This window comes from Domibacillus aminovorans (assembly GCF_001643235.1).
Classification (GTDB): domain Bacteria; phylum Bacillota; class Bacilli; order Bacillales; family Domibacillaceae; genus Domibacillus; species Domibacillus aminovorans.
The window spans coordinates 353,538-369,196 of record NZ_LQWY01000067.1; the positions used below are offsets into that span (position 1 = coordinate 353,538).

The following is a 15,659-nucleotide window of genomic DNA, read 5'->3' on the forward strand; positions in this document are numbered from 1 at the left end:
AGCAGGGCCGCAAGGACCTAAGGGGGCAGACGGAGCGGAAGGACTGCAAGGACCAGCGGGAGCCGATGGAGCAGCAGGGCCACAAGGACCAGCGGGGCCAATAGGACCGCAGGGAGCCGATGGAGCGGAGGGACCACAAGGACCACAAGGACCAAAGGGGCTAGAAGGTCCGCAGGGGCCTGTGGGTCCAGAAGGACCACAAGGACCTAAGGGGCCAGCAGGAGGACCGGAAGGTCCAGAAGGTCCGCAGGGACCAGTGGGTCCAGAAGGTCCGCAAGGACTTAGAGGTCCAGAAGGACCCCAGGGACCAGTGGGTCCAGAAGGTCCGCAGGGACTTGTGGGCCCAGAAGGACTTAGAGGTCCAGAAGGACCCCAGGGACCTGTAGGTCCAGAAGGTCCGCAGGGACTTGTGGGTCCAGAAGGTCCGCAGGGATCAGTGGGTCCAGAAGGACCACAAGGACCTAAAGGCGACCCGGGACCAGGGGGAGCGGCGAGTACGTTAGATGGGCTTGATTCTACTCAATTTCTGCGCTCGGACACATCAGGCACATTAAATGGTGAGTTAACAATTAGCCAAGATTTAACGGTAGATGGAACTTTTATTCGTTTACCATTAAGCACTGTGCCTCCTGTATCTCCTGCAACGGGCATGATTTTTTACAACACAAACACTGATAAACTGCAAATATTCACAGGTACGAGGTGGAAAACAATATTCACTACGTAAATCATTAGCAAATGACCGTGAAAAAATCTTTAAGCATTACAGAATTTCCAAATGGAAAGTTCCTCTTCTTGAGAAACACGATGAAAGTGAGGCCGAACTAGGCGTGTCTTCTAGCATGTTCATGGTTCGCCCTTTTTTTAAATGTGAAGAGCATAGCTTCCATATTAAGAAATAGTATACGAGAAGGGTCTAAAACGCTCAGGAAACAAAATAATCAATAAAATAAGGGGAAATGTGGTTTCCCCCTTATTGAATCTTGAATAGCTTATATGAAAAGGAGGAAGATGAATGAGTTATTATAAAAACCGCAGATGTGAAATATGTGGTCACGAGGAATGTTGTTGTGACTGCCCGCCAGGCCCACCAGGTCCACGGGGAAAACAAGGAGAAGACGGGGAGCGAGGAAGACAAGGACCGCCAGGGGCACCAGGAAGAGATGGAAGAGATGGAGCACCGGGAGCGCCGGGCACACCAGGAGCACCAGGAACACCAGGAACACCAGGAGCACCAGGAGCATCAGGATTACTGGCCGAATTTGAAGTATGTGAGAAATTTACAAATCCAAATAACGGCACGATTGAGTTAACTTTCCCTCCGGTCCCCGCTACTGGAGCGCCACTTTGTGAACTATCTACTGCAAATATGAATGCCATTACCATCAACAGCACAGGAAGCCGTGTATTCCTTACTGGAACGGTTGGATGGGAGTCGGATGCATCGACTCCAGTGGAATTTATTATTTACAAAGGAAGTATAGCGGCTGCTAATGTGATCTACAGAATAACAGATGACTCACAGGGAAATCAGCGGATAGCGACAGGTTTTACCTTTGTTGACTTGGGGCCGTTTACTGTCGGACAGACGGTTCAATACTTCCTTACGGCTACACAGAAAAAAGCTGGAAATTCCCCTCAAATCGTTGGACCAATTGTATTTACAGGATCGGAAATCTTACCGAACCCGTAATCATTCAAGCAGGCCTTTATGGAACGGGGCCTGCTTTTTTACTTCTGGAAAAATAAGAATCCCATTTTACTTACGATCAAACACGTTTTCAATTTGTTCACATAACATGATAGCATCCCTCAGAAAAGTTTGAGGAAATGTCAGTTTATTAAGAAGGAGGACGTATGAAGAAGCCTGCAATTGTTCTTTGTGATGATCCTTTTATCGCCTGTTATGAGCAAGTGGTGACGGAGATAGAGTGTCTCCAATTGAGGGAATTAGCGCGGAATCAGCTTAAACCTGCAACAATCATTGGGCCATCAGGACTGCAAGTTTCTAATTTCCGTATTTCAGATAGTACCTGGTTTTCTCATGATTCATATGAAATCGTTCGCCAAGTATCCGAACGAATGGCGTCCATCATTGGAAAACCGCTTCATCATGCTGAGAAGCTCCAAATAGCCAGATATAAAGTGGGCGGGAAATTCGGTGAGCATCTGGATTGTTATGATCCCCTCTCTAAAGCAGGAAAACATTATATCGATCAAAACGGACAACGTTTGTATACAGCCCTTCTTTATTTGAATACAGTGAAGGAAGGCGGAGAAACTTTTTTTTCGGAGCTTAATGTTCACGTTACCCCGTCTGAAGGTACTTTATTAATTTTTGAGAATTGCAAAAAGAACACAAACGAATCAAATCCCCTTTCGCGGCATGGGGCAAGGCCGGTGAATGAGGGAGAAAAATGGATCGCCACTTTATGGTTTTGTGAAAAACCTCAATATTGAAGTGAAATGACAACAACAAATGGGCTGTCATCGGGTTTTTTGTTATACGTATGAAAACCGATTATACACTTTAAAACATACAAATAGCTGGAAATAAAGGGTTCTTTCCCTTCATTTTCAGCTATTTTTCATGAAAATTAATTCTGATTATTTCTTCTTTTTTTATGCGAACGGTGGTATAATTCTTCAGATAAAGCGGCATATCCGCCTATAGTCAGCTAAGAATGCAAACAAGCAAGGAGTGGCAAATAAAATGATCGTATGTAAATTTGGTGGAACATCGGTTGCAAGCGCCGAACAAATTAAAAAAGTGGCTGCCATCGTTAAAGATGAACCGAAACGGAAAGCGGTTGTCGTATCGGCACCGGGTAAGCGCTTCGGTGATGATATAAAAGTAACAGATTTATTAATTGCCCTTGCTCATGCTTCATTGCGTGATCGAGATGCAGAAAACGAATTGAAGGCTGTTGTCGATCGGTATGCAGATATTGCGCAAGGTCTCGGTCTTGACGATACCATTGTAAACATTATTGAAACAGATTTACGTGGACGTCTGCAAGAAAATCGTGACAATCCGCCGCTATTTATGGATCAGTTCAAAGCGAGCGGTGAAGATAATAACGCGAAATTAATCGCAGCCTATTTCACAAGCATCGGACTTGAAGCTGAATATGTGAATCCGAAAGAAGCAGGACTTATTGTAAGCGATGAGCCGGGCCGTGCCCGCGCGCTTCCAGAAGCATATGAAAATTTAGCGAAGCTTCGTGAAAATAGCAAAATCGTTGTTTTCCCTGGCTTTTTTGGGTATACAGAAGAGGGTGTCATGATGACATTTGCCCGCGGGGGATCGGATATTACCGGCTCGATTCTAGCATCTGCGGTGAAAGCAGAGCTGTATGAAAACTTTACAGATGTGGATTCCGTATTCGCAGCAAATCCGAATGTCGTCGACAACCCGGCTGAAATTAAACGGATGACATACCGTGAAATGCGTGAATTGTCGTATGCAGGCTTCTCTGTTTTTCACGACGAAGCATTAATGCCAGCATTTCAGCATTCTGTTCCAGTTTGTATTAAAAATACGAACAATCCGTCTGCACCGGGCACAATGATTGTAGCAGAACGTGAATATACGAAAAGTCCGGTCATTGGCATTGCAGCGGATAAAGGCTTTTCAACACTCTATGTTAGTAAATATTTGATGAACCGTGAGCTCGGTTTCGGCCGTAAATTGCTGCAAATTTTGGAAGATGAAGAAGTGTCTTACGAGCACACACCATCAGGCATTGATGATTTGTCTATTATTGTGCGCAGCCATCAATTAACACCGGAAAAAGAAGAACGCATTTTAGAGCGTTGCCGTGAGGAATTACAAGTAGACAAAGCACACATTGAACATGGGTTTGCGATGATCGTTCTTGTTGGCGAAGGTATGCATAATACACTTGGTCTTTCTGCACGTGCAACAGCCGCCATTTCCCGTGTCGGTGCGAATATTGAAATGATCAATCAAGGCTCATCGGAAGTCAGTCTTGTGTTCGGCATTCAAGAAAAAGATACAGACAACGTATTGCGTGAATTATACGAAGAGTTCTTCAGCAAAAGCGCTGTTCTTCAATAAAAGGTGAATGGCCTCCGATGCAGATGCACGGAGGCCTCATTTTTTGCCGGGAAACGGACACAGCTTTAAAATAAAAAGCCTCTGATTTTCATCAGAGACCTGTCAAAATCATTTTAATTTTTCAAGAATACTTTTTCCAGACATGCGCGTTCTATGCGAATCACTATATGTCTTACGTAAGTTGCGTGTCCCCATGCGGTCTTTTACTTTCGGGTAAACGATTGGAGCGATAATAGCACCGTACTTGATTAATTTCTTCAAATTCATCTTTTGTCATCTCCGTTCTAAAAATGTTCATCTACATTAATGTACCCTTTTTAAGCCAGTTCAAACCTTATGTTTATTATAACATATATTTCTTTTTTTCTGTAAAGTTGAAACAAATTGTGGGTTATACATGGTAATATAAAGGAAGTATGAAATGAAACAGGGGGTATCCATTTGAAAAAGATCTTTTCGGTATTTTTAGCATCATTGCTTTTTATTGCAGCCTTTCTGACTCCGTCTGCGGGGGCAGCCACTGCAAAAGAGGATTATGTTGCACTTGGTGATTCGATTGCCGCAGGGCAAACGCCAAACAAAACAATTGGCACGGGCTATACGGATATGATTAAAGCCGGGCTTTCTGAACAAGATGCACTTGGCTCATACACGAAAGAATATGCAACGTCCGGTGATGTAAGCGGAACATTAGTTGAGAAGTTAAAGCGGGCAGATGTGAAAGCCGCTGTTCAGCAGGCTGAACTTGTTACAATTTCCATAGGTGCTAACGATCTTTTAAACCTTGTCAAATCTGGAAACTTAAATCTAGGAACTGCCTCAGCGACGTTGGATCAGATAAAAACAAACCTTGCCAGTAGTATTCGGACGATCCAATCATTGAATCCGAATGCGAAAGTATATGTTTTTGGATATTATTTTCCTTATCCGCATATGGAAGAAGGAGAGCAAAAGTCAAACTATCAGCTAGCCTTTTCCGTATTTAATGGGGGATTAAAAACAACGACTGAGTCCACAGGTGCTGTTTTTGTTGAAGTCGATTCTTATTTTAAACCAGAGTATCTGCCAAATAAAGCCGACGTTCATCCGGATGAAGCTGGTTACAAAGTATTTGCGGACCAATTTTTCAAAGTATGGAAGAATAGCACAATACCAGATCCAGAACAAGAAAAAGCCCCATTTACTGATATTAGTAAACTAGGGTCACAGGCGCGCATTGCGATTATGAAACTAGCAGAAGCAGGCGTCATTAACGGAAACATTGATGGTACATTTGCACCGAAAAGTAACATTACCCGCGCAGAAACAGCGATTATTTTATCGCGTGCGCTTGGTGAAACAGGCACAGCTCCGAATCCAGGATTCTCTGACGTCTCTTCAAAAATGAAGTCGTATGCAGCGATCGCTAAACTTACGGAAGCGGGTGTTTTTGCCAAAGCGCCGAAGTTTAATCCGGATAAGCCGTTAACCCGGGCTCAGATGGCTCGTGTCTTGACGCAGTCACTTAATCTTCAAGCAGGGGCGTCTTCAATTTTCAATGATGTACCAGTAAAACATTGGGCGAACGAAGAAATTAATGCTGTTTATTCTCACGGTATTATGAGCGGTGGAGCAAACGCTATGTTTTATCCTGAAAATAACATCACGCGTGAACAATTTGCCATAACGATGTACAACGTGTGGAGCCATTCTTTTATAGGCACTCCTTAATAATGAAATCCGCAAAGAGCACTCTTTGCGGATTTTTGTTCTGTACATTACAAACACAATATGTTAGTATTTTAAAAGTATAAAAACACAATATATAGTATGCAATGAAAAGCAGGTACCAGTAATGGTTTAAAAGGGAATCCGGTTAAATGCCGGAGCTGTCCCCGCAACTGTAAGTGCAGACGAATGCCAAGCCACTGTGAAAACGGGAAGGCGGCAGGAGGACGACGCACGAGCCAGGAGACCTGCCTGTTTTTCTGAAAGCGACACTTTCTTCGGGGGTTGAGAGGTGGAAGCGGCGGATTCCGTTTGTTTCCTCATTTTACCCATTCAGAGCGATAGCTCAGCCGAAGAGGCTGCATCTATCGCTCTTTTTATTTTTTGCAAAACAGGAGGAATAACATGACAATCACAATCATTCCAGAAATCGAACAGATGCTGAACCATTTAACAGACGAATTTGGCCAGGAAAAAATCGGTCCGCTTCTCCGAGTTAGCGAACGATGGACAGCCAAGCATCCGGGATATAGTGCTTCGGCCTGGTCAAAAGCAATGGTACTCGAATCACTCAGCTTTTTGGATGAAGAAGAGCCATACTGGACATTCGTTGCTGCACGCATCCATCTGGAGGAATCGTATCGCGAGCAAGCGGCCAAGCGTAAGACTTCGGCTGAAGGAGTTTACAAAGATTTCGCATCTCACGTTCAAATTCTAACGGAGAAAGGCTTATACGATCCCCGTTTAACGATCGTTTACACAACAAATGAACTTGAAAAAATAGGACAATTATTGCAGCCAAAACGCGATCAATTATTTACATATATCGGATTAAAAATGCTGATGGACCGCTATGTTGCACGTGATTTTGACAAAACGCCGGCCGAACTTCCGCAGGAGCGCTGGCTCATTATTGCAATGACACTTATGCAAAATGAAACTGAAAACCGTTTAGAAAAAATTGCTGAATCGTACTGGGCGATGAGCAACTTATATATGACAGTCGCAACACCGACATTATCTAATGCCGGTAAGCCGTACGGACAGCTGTCGAGCTGCTTTATCGATACAGTCGACGACAGTTTGCAAGGCATTTACGACAGCAATACGGATGTAGCAACATTATCGAAATACGGCGGCGGCATCGGTGTGTACATGGGTAAAGTACGGAGCCGCGGTTCTTCTATCCGTGGGTTTAAAGGCGCGTCAAGCGGCGTCATGCCTTGGATTAAACAGCTGAATAACACAGCGGTCAGCGTTGATCAGCTCGGCCAGCGCCAAGGAGCGGTTGCGGTCTATTTGGACGTTTGGCATAAAGATATTTTTCCGTTTTTGGATTTGAAATTAAACAATGGCGACGAACGTCTCCGTGCACATGATATTTTCACAGGCATCTGCCTGCCGAATGTGTTTATGGAACAAGTTGACGCACGTGGCGAGTGGCATTTATTTGACCCGCATGAAGTGCGTACGGTGATGGGCTTTTCACTGGAAGATTATTATGATGAAAAACGCGGCCAAGGTTCGTTCCGTACGAAGTATGAGCAATGCGTAAATGACGATCGATTATCACGTGAAACCGTTCAGGCGATTGATATTATGAAGCGTATTATGCGCTCACAGCTTGAAACAGGCGTCCCCTTCATGTTTTACCGCGATGAAGTAAATCGCCGCAATGCAAACAAACATGAAGGCATGATTTATTCAAGTAATTTGTGTACCGAAATCGCTCAGAATATGAGTGCGACGGAATTTGAATCGATTCAGCTTGAAGACGATGTCATTGTGACACGCAAAAAGCCCGGTGATTTCGTCGTCTGTAATTTGTCGTCGATTAACCTTGGCAGAGCAGTGCCTGCGGATGTTTTGGATCGTTTGATCAAAATACAAGTTCGGATGCTTGATAACGTAATTGACTTAAATATGATTCCGGTTCCACAGGCGGAGCGGACAAACAGTCGTTATCGCGGTATCGGGCTCGGTACGTTCGGATGGCATCATCTATTGGCACTGAAAGGCGTTCGCTGGGAAGCAAATGAAGCGGTTGAATACGCGGATTCACTCTATGAAAACATTGCCCGCCTGACGATTGAGGCATCGATGGAACTAGCGAAAGAAAAAGGGGCTTATCCGTTATTTGCCGGATCTGATTGGGAAACAGGCGCTTATTTTGATGCGCGGGGCTATGAAGGTTTAGAATGGAAGGAACTTCGCGCGAATGTGCGTGAACATGGGATGCGAAACGGCTATTTAATGGCTGTTGCACCGAACTCATCGACATCGATTATTGCGGGAAGCACGGCGAGTATCGATCCAATTTTCCAGAAGAGTTATTCCGAAGAAAAGAAAGATTACAAAATTCCGGTGACGGTTCCAGATTTGAATTCCGAGACGACATGGTACTACAAGTCTGCGTACTTTATCGATCAGCAGTGGACGCTCCGTCAAAATGCAGCGCGTCAGCGTCATATCGATCAAGGTGTGTCATTGAATTTGTATGTTCAAAATACGATTAAAGCGAAAGAATTGCTTGATTTGCATTTAGCGGCATGGAAAAACGGGTTGAAGACGACGTATTACGTTCGTTCGACGTCGGTTGAGCTGCTCGAATGTGAATCGTGCTCGAGTTAAGGAGGATTTTATCATGACGATGATTGAAAAGCGTAAATTAATGGATAAAGACGCACCGAACCGTTCGACAGCGATTGTGAATGGTCGGTCGTCAAATGTGTTGAACTGGGATGATGTGAAATTTGACTGGGCGTATCCAAAATATAAGCGGATGCTCGGAAATTTCTGGACTCCGTTTGAGATTAACATGGGGACGGATGTGAAGCAGTTTCCGGGTTTGACAGATTGTGAGCGGGAAGCATTTTTAAAAACGATTGGACTGCTTGCACTGCTTGATAGTATACAGACGGATTATGCGGGGAAAGTAGCGGATTATTTAACAGATTCGAGCTTGCAGGCATTGATGATTATTTTGGCGCAGCAAGAAGTGATTCATAATCATAGCTATTCGTATGTTTTGTCGAGCTTGGTGCCGAAATCGGAGCAAGATCGCGTGTTTGATTACTGGAGAAGTGAGCCTGTGCTTGAGAAGCGCAACGATTTTGTCATGAAAGGATACGAATCGTTCGTGGAACAGCCGACTGTGGAAAATATGCTTGAGTCGATTGTGTATGATGTGATTTTGGAAGGATTATTCTTTTATTCAGGCTTTGCGTTCTTTTATCATTTGGCACGCCACCAGAAAATGGTAGCGACGAGTACGATGATCAATTACATTAACCGCGACGAGCAGCTTCATGTTGATTTATTCGTGAAAATTTATCGTGAATTGCTGACGGAATATCCCGAGCTTGATACAGAGGAACGTGCAGCTGACGTGGAGGCGATTTTCCGAGAAGCAGCGGCGCTTGAAGTGGAATGGGCGCGCGAAGTGATCGGGGACAAGATTGATGGCCTCGATGTGGAAGATGTGGAGGCGTACATTTATTTTTACGCGAACGTGCGCTGTCAGCAGCTCGGATATGAAAAGCCATTCCCGGACTACCGGAAGAATCCATTAAAATGGATTAAAGCATACGAAGATGTAGACCTTGGCAAAACCGATTTCTTTGAACAGCGCTCACGTCAGTACGTAAAAGTTAATGTGCAGGATAATGGGTTTGACGAATTATAATAATTTTGACCGGTTTCCATTATGGAAGCCGTTTTTTTTGTGAGTAAACAGCGCATAATATCCCGATATAATCCTTAAATTTGACGTTGGAATAAGGATGAATTTAGCCGGAGTAAAAATAATTATTTTTTCTTTATTCATAAAAATTTTCCATATTATTCATGTTGGTTCGATATTTAATTCTTACACTGGCTAAAGATGCTATTTTAAAGGAGGAATTTTTATTTATGCGCAAGGAGCATTTTTATTTACTTATTTTAGCCAGCAGTTTATTTGTCTCTACCCTCGTTTCCCCCACTTCACCTGCTCTGACAGTAGAAACGCCAGTATCAGTAGAGTCTATGACCGCTTCGTCTATTATGATTACAGAAATTTTGCCGAAAAGCAAAAATGCGACCGGTACTTCAACTGATGCTTTTGAGTTCATTGAGCTTTACAACAACAGCAGTCAGCCGATTGAGTTGAAAAACTACAAATTAATTTACGGATATCCGAACGGGCGTACGACGGATTGGACATTTAAAGAAGAAAAGCAAATTGCACCGGGTAAAACAATGGTTGTCTGGGTAAAAAATGCTGCGAATCCTTCCTTGACATTGAATGAATTTAATACTGAATTCGGCACAACTCTTACGGAAAATCAATTTACATATATCGAATCAGATGGAATAGAGAACTCCGCTGAACACACGCTTTCTGTATCAGATTTATCCAATAATGTTTTTTCAACTGCTGCATATATCAAAGACAATGTATCCGAAAATAAAGGCATTCAATACAAGCCAGGTGATGACGGCGAGAAGATGGTTATTTTAACCGCAGCAGAACCAGCAACCCCTGGAAAAGTAATTAAAGGCCAGATTCCTTCTAAATACGTTGAGAAAGACGCAGTTGCCCCAATTATTACCCATACACCGGTTGAAAATACCTCCTCAGGAAACGATATTGTGATTCGAGCTGCGGTCAAGGATGAAACAAAGATTGACAATGTGAAAGTATTTTACAAAGGAACAGAAAGCAAAAACTGGCTGAAGAAAGAGATGACCAAAGGGGAAGGTGATCAATTTGAAGCTGTGATCGGAAAGGAAGAACTTTTATCTGAAGAAGTCAAGTACCGTGTGGAAGCGTTTGACGGTCAAAATACGGCAAAAACAAAAGAATATACAGTCACGGTGGAAGGAATGGATTATGATCCGCAGCAAGTGCCATCCCTTCTTGTAACCGAGCTGGTTCCGGATTCGGATGATGTAAACAGCCTCGATGGATATGAGTTTATTGAGGTGTACAATAACACGAACGAAAATGTGAATTTAAAGGATTATAAAATTCGTTATCGCTACCCTGCAGAAGGTTCGGAAGCGGATTTAATCTGGAAATCCGATAAAGAAGATGTTGTTTTACGGGCGGGTGAAACTATGGTGTACTGGATTATCAATGCGGGCAACCAAGATAAAACGGTTGAAGACTTTAATAAAGCATACGGCGTTAGTTTAACGGAAAATGTAAATATTGTGAAAGTACATTCGGACGGAATGGCGAACTCCAGCCACCGTGGCGTAGCCATTGTAATGAATACAGGGGAAGATATTTCGGCTGCATATTATTATGATGAACCAAATGTGGATGATACAGATGCAAACAAAGGAATTTTCTACACATTCCCTCGCATGGCGGGTGAAAAAGAAATGAAGAAATACAGCAGTGCAACCGAAGATGCTACACCGGGAACAGTCGCATACGTACAGGTACCGTCTGTGAAGAGATCAGGGGTGTTTGATTCGATGGGGCCAATCGTAGAAGACTTAACCGAGACAGCCCCTATTTCTGCACGCCAAAATGTCACAATAACATTTGATGTTACTGACGACCAGTCAGTCAAAACTGTCCGTCTTTTATACAAAACAGGAGAGGGAACTGAGTATACATCTGTTGATTTAACAAGAGATGAAGTAACCGGTTTGTTTTTTCATACGGTGTATTCACCTGATTTGCTTGGCAAAAAGAATCTGGACTATTATGTTCAAGTTTCCGACGGAACAAATGTGGTTGAAACGGATCCAACAGGCATCCCTATTTTAAATGACAATATAGAAAAAACTGGATTAAATGTGGAGGATGGCTCGGTTTTAAGTAAAACCGCAACGATTAAAGCATTTGGAACCGATTCGCAGCTTTCAATTGACAATAAAGATGTGACAAGTAAAACGGAGCCAGCATTGTCGGCGCAGGTATACTTTGCGTTCGATGTCAAGAAAGTCAATTTGTATTTTAAAAATGGCATTACAATCGGTGACGAAACATTGCACATTTTCGATGACACGATCAATCAATATAAGACGATGACCGTGCCGGTAGACACCAATCAGTTTTCAATGGGGGAAGAAACAAAAATTTCGATTCGTGCGGGCACGAAAGTATCACCATTTGATACAAACTCAGAGGAAAACCGGGACGATTTTTACGTAAAAAATGTTCGCCTTGTCCTTGAAGATGGAACGACTTTATATGATCCCACATACAGCAATGCTGCCCAGGAAATAAGCATTGGCGACAGCGGCAGTGCAAAGCCGGTGGTCGATTTTAGCTTTACATTGCCAGATCAATCATTTACGGCGAAAGCGTATAAATGGGATACCCTGCAGACTTCAGAAGGGAAGCATGTGATTAAAGCGGATGCTGTTGTTCATACGGAGGCCGATGTCATTGTCGATAACAGTGCGCCGGTCATTACATCGTCGGTTGAAGAAGGAAAGGAATATAAAGGGGACTTTACAATTCAAGCAGAAGTCAAAGACGCTCATTATGATGTTGAAAACGTCACCGCTTCATTGGATGGAAAGGAAATAATACTGCCGCTGGAAACCTCTTCGGCTAAAATGGCTGCCGGCGCCCATACCGTTGAGTTTACAGCAGTAGACCGTGCTGGAAATAAAGCGGGAAAATCCATTTCGTTTGCGGTTGTAGAAGAAAAGCCGTATGAACCTAAAATAACGTCACCGGCGAACGGATTGGAAAATGTTAATCCGAATAACGCAAAGCTTCAGGTAAAGGTAACCGATCCGACAAAAGACAGCCTGAATGTTGATTTTTACCGTGGTTTTGAGTACGGGGCAGCTGATGCAGAAGTCAATGTTTATGAAAATAGTGCCGACCGTGAGCCGCCAGCACAAATTTCGCCAGCAGATGAAACAGCCGTAACGGAAAAAGTGAAACTGGCAAAAGCAGATGGAGAATATATTGAAACCTCTTCAATGGAAAAATTTCCGTACCATCGCTTTGAAGTAGCCATTGATCAAAAAGTCGATGCGAATGATGAAATTAAAATGAATTGGGAAGGAAAATCACTCATCGGCCGGAGAGTATCGATGTATGTATGGAATTATATAACAGCGAAGTGGGAGAGGCAGGAATGGAAAATCGCAAAGGACAGTCAAAACTTTACCCTCTCCGGCAGCGTGAAGGGCACCGATTATGTAAAGGACGGAAAAGTGCAGGTAATGGTACAGGATGAAATTTCCTCAACAACCGAGTTTGATTACTCCTTTATCTGGATGTCCGACACACAGTATTATTCAGAAAGCTATCCCCATATTTTTGACCGAATGACAAAATGGGTAGCGGAAAAAAAAGAAACGATGAAATTAAAGTACGTATTCCATACAGGCGATCTTGTAGATGAAACAGATCAGCCGGTTCAATGGGAGCGTGCGGATACATTTATGCGGACGCTTGACAATGCATCGATCCCTTATGGCGTACTGGCGGGCAACCACGATGTAGGGCATAAAACAGGTGACTATAATGAATACAGCAAATATTTTGGCGAACACCGTTTTATGGGGAAAGAGTATTACGGAGAGTCGTATAAAAACAACCGCGGCCATTACGACTTAATTAGTTCAAATGGAAATGACTTTATCATGCTGTACATGGGCTGGGGTATAAACGATGAAGACATTGCTTGGCTGAATAAAGTGCTTGCTGAGCATCCAGACCGCAAAGCGATTCTCAACTTTCATGAATATTTGCTTGTTTCTGGGAACCGCAGCCCGATTGGCGACAAAGTATTCAATGAAGTCGTGAAGAAAAACTTAAATGTCATAGCTGTCTTGTCAGGGCATTACCATGACAGTGAAACGCTCGTTGATAAAATTGATGATAATCAGGATGGCACACCGGACCGAAAAGTGTATCAAATGCTTGCTGATTACCAGGGCGGGCCTGAAGGAGGACAAGGTTTCCTTCGTTTAATGAAAGTAAATCCGATTGAAAACAAAATTTACATACAGACGTATTCGCCGTATTTGGACCAATACAATTATTACAATCCCGTGGATTATCCGGGCAAGGATGAGTTTACGATTGAAACCGATTTAACGCCGAAGGAAAAAGTCGTGGCGACAGATCTGTTTAATGTGGAAGTGTTCACGGATGAAAAAATCGGTTCACAAGCGAACATAAAAGACGGAGGCACAGCGAAAGCAAAATGGAAAAACCTTGAGCGGTCCACGCAGCACGGCTGGTATGTAGAAGTGAAGGATTCTTATGGAGGCGAGGTACGTTCAGACGTCTGGTCCTTTAAAACCGGCTCTCAAGGAATCGGCGAAAGTAATAATGCTGGCAATGGGAATGGCAAAAGTGAAACGCCATCTCTTGTTGACAATGGTCCTGTTATTGATGGGACAGAAGACAGGATTAAAAAGGAGAAAATGCATGAACGGTGACGACGGGACAGGAGGGAAGCAGACAGTGGACGCTTCCCAAAACGCTTATCGACACGATGGCTGGGTCTGCTAAACCACTTGAATTGCAAACGTTTGAAGGGCATCGTGTTACGCTCCCTAAAGAAGTAATCGTGCAATTGCAGAAGGGAGGACAAGAGAGTGTCACTGTCAAGATGAATGTACTGGATAAGAAAGAAGCGTCTCTTTCACCGGGCCTGGTATACAGCGATATACTCGATGTCACGATGAAAGCAGACGCTTATGAAGAAAATGGGGGAATAAATAATAAAAACAGACCTAGGCGGAGCCTTCGTCTGTTTTTATCTTGATCTATATGCTTTTGCTGCTTTTCGTTTGTTCAAATATTTTTTAATGAACGGATAAATAATCGGTCCATATTTAACGCCCATTTTCACGAGGTTTTTCAATGATCCAGTTGAACGTGCCATACTGTTTCTCACCTTTCAGTTTATAGTGTTACTTCAAGTGTGCCCGACACGATGAATTGTTAAACATCACCGTGGGAAAGCTGATATAATGAAGAACAATGAGAACTTTTAGGAAGGGTGTGCATGTATGACGCTTGAAGCGGGAACAATGGTTACATTAACAGTGAAAAATGAACAGGAGTACGGCTGGTTCTTAATGGACGAAGAGGAAAATGCCGTTCTTTTACATCATAGTGAAGTGAGAGAGGGATTTGATCCAGACGAGCCGGTTGACGTGTTTCTTTATCAAGATCATAGTGGGCGCCTGGCGGCAACGATGGATAAACCGCTGATGACACTCGGCGAGTATGCGTGGACGGAAGTCGTTGGAGAGGAAGTCAATAACCTTGGTGTGTTCGTTTCAATCGGCATTTCAAAAGACGCGCTCGTGTCAGAAGATGATTTGCCATATAAATATGAAGTACGGCCGATCGAAGGCGACAAACTATATTGCACACTGAAGCTTGATAAAAATGGACGGCTGTTTGCGAAACCGGCGACAGAAGAAACGATTTGGGATATCGCCAAACGGGCAAACAAAACAGACTTAAATAAAGACTTTACCGGCATCGTGTATCGGACCGGAAAAGCAGGTTCGTGGATTATAACAGATGAACAACACCGAGCCTTTCTACATCCGACACAGCGTGAAGACGAGCCACGCGTTGGACAGGCGGTAGCAGGCCGTATTATTGATGTGCATGATGACGGTTCCATAAACGTATCACTGCTTGGCCGCCGTCACGAACGGCAACTGGACGATTCAGAGAAAGTGTACGAATACTTAATGAGCCGCAGTGGAAAAATGCCGTATTCCGATAAAAGTCTGCCGGAAGAAATTGAGAAGCGTTTCGGTTTGAGCAAAGGCGCATTTAAACGCGCGCTTGGCAAGCTGATGAAAGAAGGCAAGGCCTATCAGGAAGATGGCTGGACATACGAGGGAACGAGGCCGACAATCGAATCGTAGGCAAATA

11 protein-coding genes, 1 pseudogene and 1 riboswitch are annotated in these 15,659 nt (G+C 43.6%); of the genes and pseudogenes, 10 read left to right on the top strand and 2 right to left on the bottom strand.

Features of this window, described 5'->3' with window-relative positions:
- The 4 genes and pseudogenes from AWH49_RS17530 to AWH49_RS17545 all read left to right on the top strand — a co-directional run.
- Positions 1-727 (top strand): annotated as a pseudogene (locus AWH49_RS17530) (hypothetical protein); the annotation flags it as partial.
- Positions 728-1,015: 288 nt separating this feature from the next.
- Complete coding sequence (locus tag AWH49_RS17535; RefSeq protein ID WP_063966748.1) at positions 1,016-1,693, top strand: collagen-like triple helix repeat-containing protein; 678 nt, start codon at positions 1,016-1,018, stop codon at positions 1,691-1,693.
- Positions 1,694-1,857: 164 nt separating this feature from the next.
- Positions 1,858-2,460 carry a prolyl hydroxylase family protein gene (locus AWH49_RS17540; protein WP_063966749.1) on the top strand — a complete coding sequence of 201 codons (603 nt, stop codon included), beginning with the start codon at positions 1,858-1,860 and terminating at the stop codon, positions 2,458-2,460.
- Positions 2,461-2,713: 253 nt separating this feature from the next.
- Positions 2,714-4,081, top strand: a complete 1,368-nt coding sequence (locus AWH49_RS17545; protein WP_063966750.1) for an aspartate kinase — start codon at positions 2,714-2,716, stop codon at positions 4,079-4,081.
- A gap of 108 nt (positions 4,082-4,189) precedes the next feature.
- On the opposite strand, the gene AWH49_RS20200 is transcribed toward AWH49_RS17545, so the two are convergent.
- Entirely contained in the window at positions 4,190-4,348 is a 159-nt protein-coding gene (locus tag AWH49_RS20200) for a hypothetical protein (RefSeq protein ID WP_018394700.1), read from the bottom strand.
- A gap of 174 nt (positions 4,349-4,522) precedes the next feature.
- On the opposite strand from AWH49_RS20200, the gene AWH49_RS17550 reads away from it, so the two are divergent.
- The 5 genes from AWH49_RS17550 (at position 4,523) to AWH49_RS17570 (ending at position 14,526) form a co-directional block, all read left to right on the top strand.
- Positions 4,523-5,791 (top strand): S-layer homology domain-containing protein, encoded by a 1,269-nt coding sequence (locus tag AWH49_RS17550; RefSeq protein WP_063966751.1) that lies wholly within the window; start codon positions 4,523-4,525, stop codon positions 5,789-5,791.
- Positions 5,792-5,887: 96 nt separating this feature from the next.
- Positions 5,888-6,058, top strand: a riboswitch (cobalamin riboswitch).
- A 168-nt stretch (positions 6,059-6,226) separates the two neighbouring features.
- Positions 6,227-8,419, top strand: a complete 2,193-nt coding sequence (locus tag AWH49_RS17555) for a ribonucleoside-diphosphate reductase subunit alpha (protein WP_425305722.1) — start codon at positions 6,227-6,229, stop codon at positions 8,417-8,419.
- 13 nt (positions 8,420-8,432) lie between these two features.
- Entirely contained in the window at positions 8,433-9,473 is a 1,041-nt protein-coding gene (locus AWH49_RS17560) for a ribonucleotide-diphosphate reductase subunit beta (RefSeq protein WP_018394696.1), read from the top strand.
- Positions 9,474-9,700: 227 nt separating this feature from the next.
- Positions 9,701-14,197, top strand: coding sequence for a lamin tail domain-containing protein (locus tag AWH49_RS17565; RefSeq protein ID WP_063966753.1), 4,497 nt, complete (start codon positions 9,701-9,703; stop codon positions 14,195-14,197).
- The gene (locus AWH49_RS17570) at positions 14,194-14,526 is read left to right on the top strand and encodes a hypothetical protein (protein WP_063966754.1); all 333 of its coding nucleotides are present in this window, start codon (positions 14,194-14,196) and stop codon (positions 14,524-14,526) included. Before AWH49_RS17565 ends, AWH49_RS17570 begins: the two co-directional genes overlap by 4 nt.
- Here the strand turns inward: AWH49_RS17570 and AWH49_RS21070 are convergent.
- Positions 14,518-14,646: a hypothetical protein gene (locus tag AWH49_RS21070; RefSeq protein ID WP_280512844.1), complete on the bottom strand. Its 129-nt coding sequence runs from the start codon at positions 14,644-14,646 to the stop codon at positions 14,518-14,520. The two genes, AWH49_RS17570 and AWH49_RS21070, sit on opposite strands and share 9 nt — an antisense overlap.
- A gap of 127 nt (positions 14,647-14,773) precedes the next feature.
- Between AWH49_RS21070 and AWH49_RS17575 the strand changes: the two genes are divergently transcribed.
- Positions 14,774-15,652, top strand: a complete 879-nt coding sequence (locus tag AWH49_RS17575; RefSeq protein WP_063966755.1) for a CvfB family protein — start codon at positions 14,774-14,776, stop codon at positions 15,650-15,652.
- The last annotated feature ends 7 nt before the right edge of the window (positions 15,653-15,659 follow it).

Coding starts and splice junctions, on each gene's coding strand:
- AWH49_RS17565 (WP_063966753.1), top strand. CDS start 9,701: ATGCGCAAGGAGCATTTTTATTTACTTATTTTAGCCAGCAGTTTATTT.
- AWH49_RS21070 (WP_280512844.1), bottom strand. CDS start 14,646: ATGGCACGTTCAACTGGATCATTGAAAAACCTCGTGAAAATGGGCGTT.
- AWH49_RS17535 (WP_063966748.1), top strand. CDS start 1,016: ATGAGTTATTATAAAAACCGCAGATGTGAAATATGTGGTCACGAGGAA.
- AWH49_RS17545 (WP_063966750.1), top strand. CDS start 2,714: ATGATCGTATGTAAATTTGGTGGAACATCGGTTGCAAGCGCCGAACAA.
- AWH49_RS17575 (WP_063966755.1), top strand. CDS start 14,774: ATGACGCTTGAAGCGGGAACAATGGTTACATTAACAGTGAAAAATGAA.
- AWH49_RS20200 (WP_018394700.1), bottom strand. CDS start 4,348: ATGAATTTGAAGAAATTAATCAAGTACGGTGCTATTATCGCTCCAATC.
- AWH49_RS17560 (WP_018394696.1), top strand. CDS start 8,433: ATGACGATGATTGAAAAGCGTAAATTAATGGATAAAGACGCACCGAAC.
- AWH49_RS17555 (WP_425305722.1), top strand. CDS start 6,227: ATGCTGAACCATTTAACAGACGAATTTGGCCAGGAAAAAATCGGTCCG.
- AWH49_RS17540 (WP_063966749.1), top strand. CDS start 1,858: ATGAAGAAGCCTGCAATTGTTCTTTGTGATGATCCTTTTATCGCCTGT.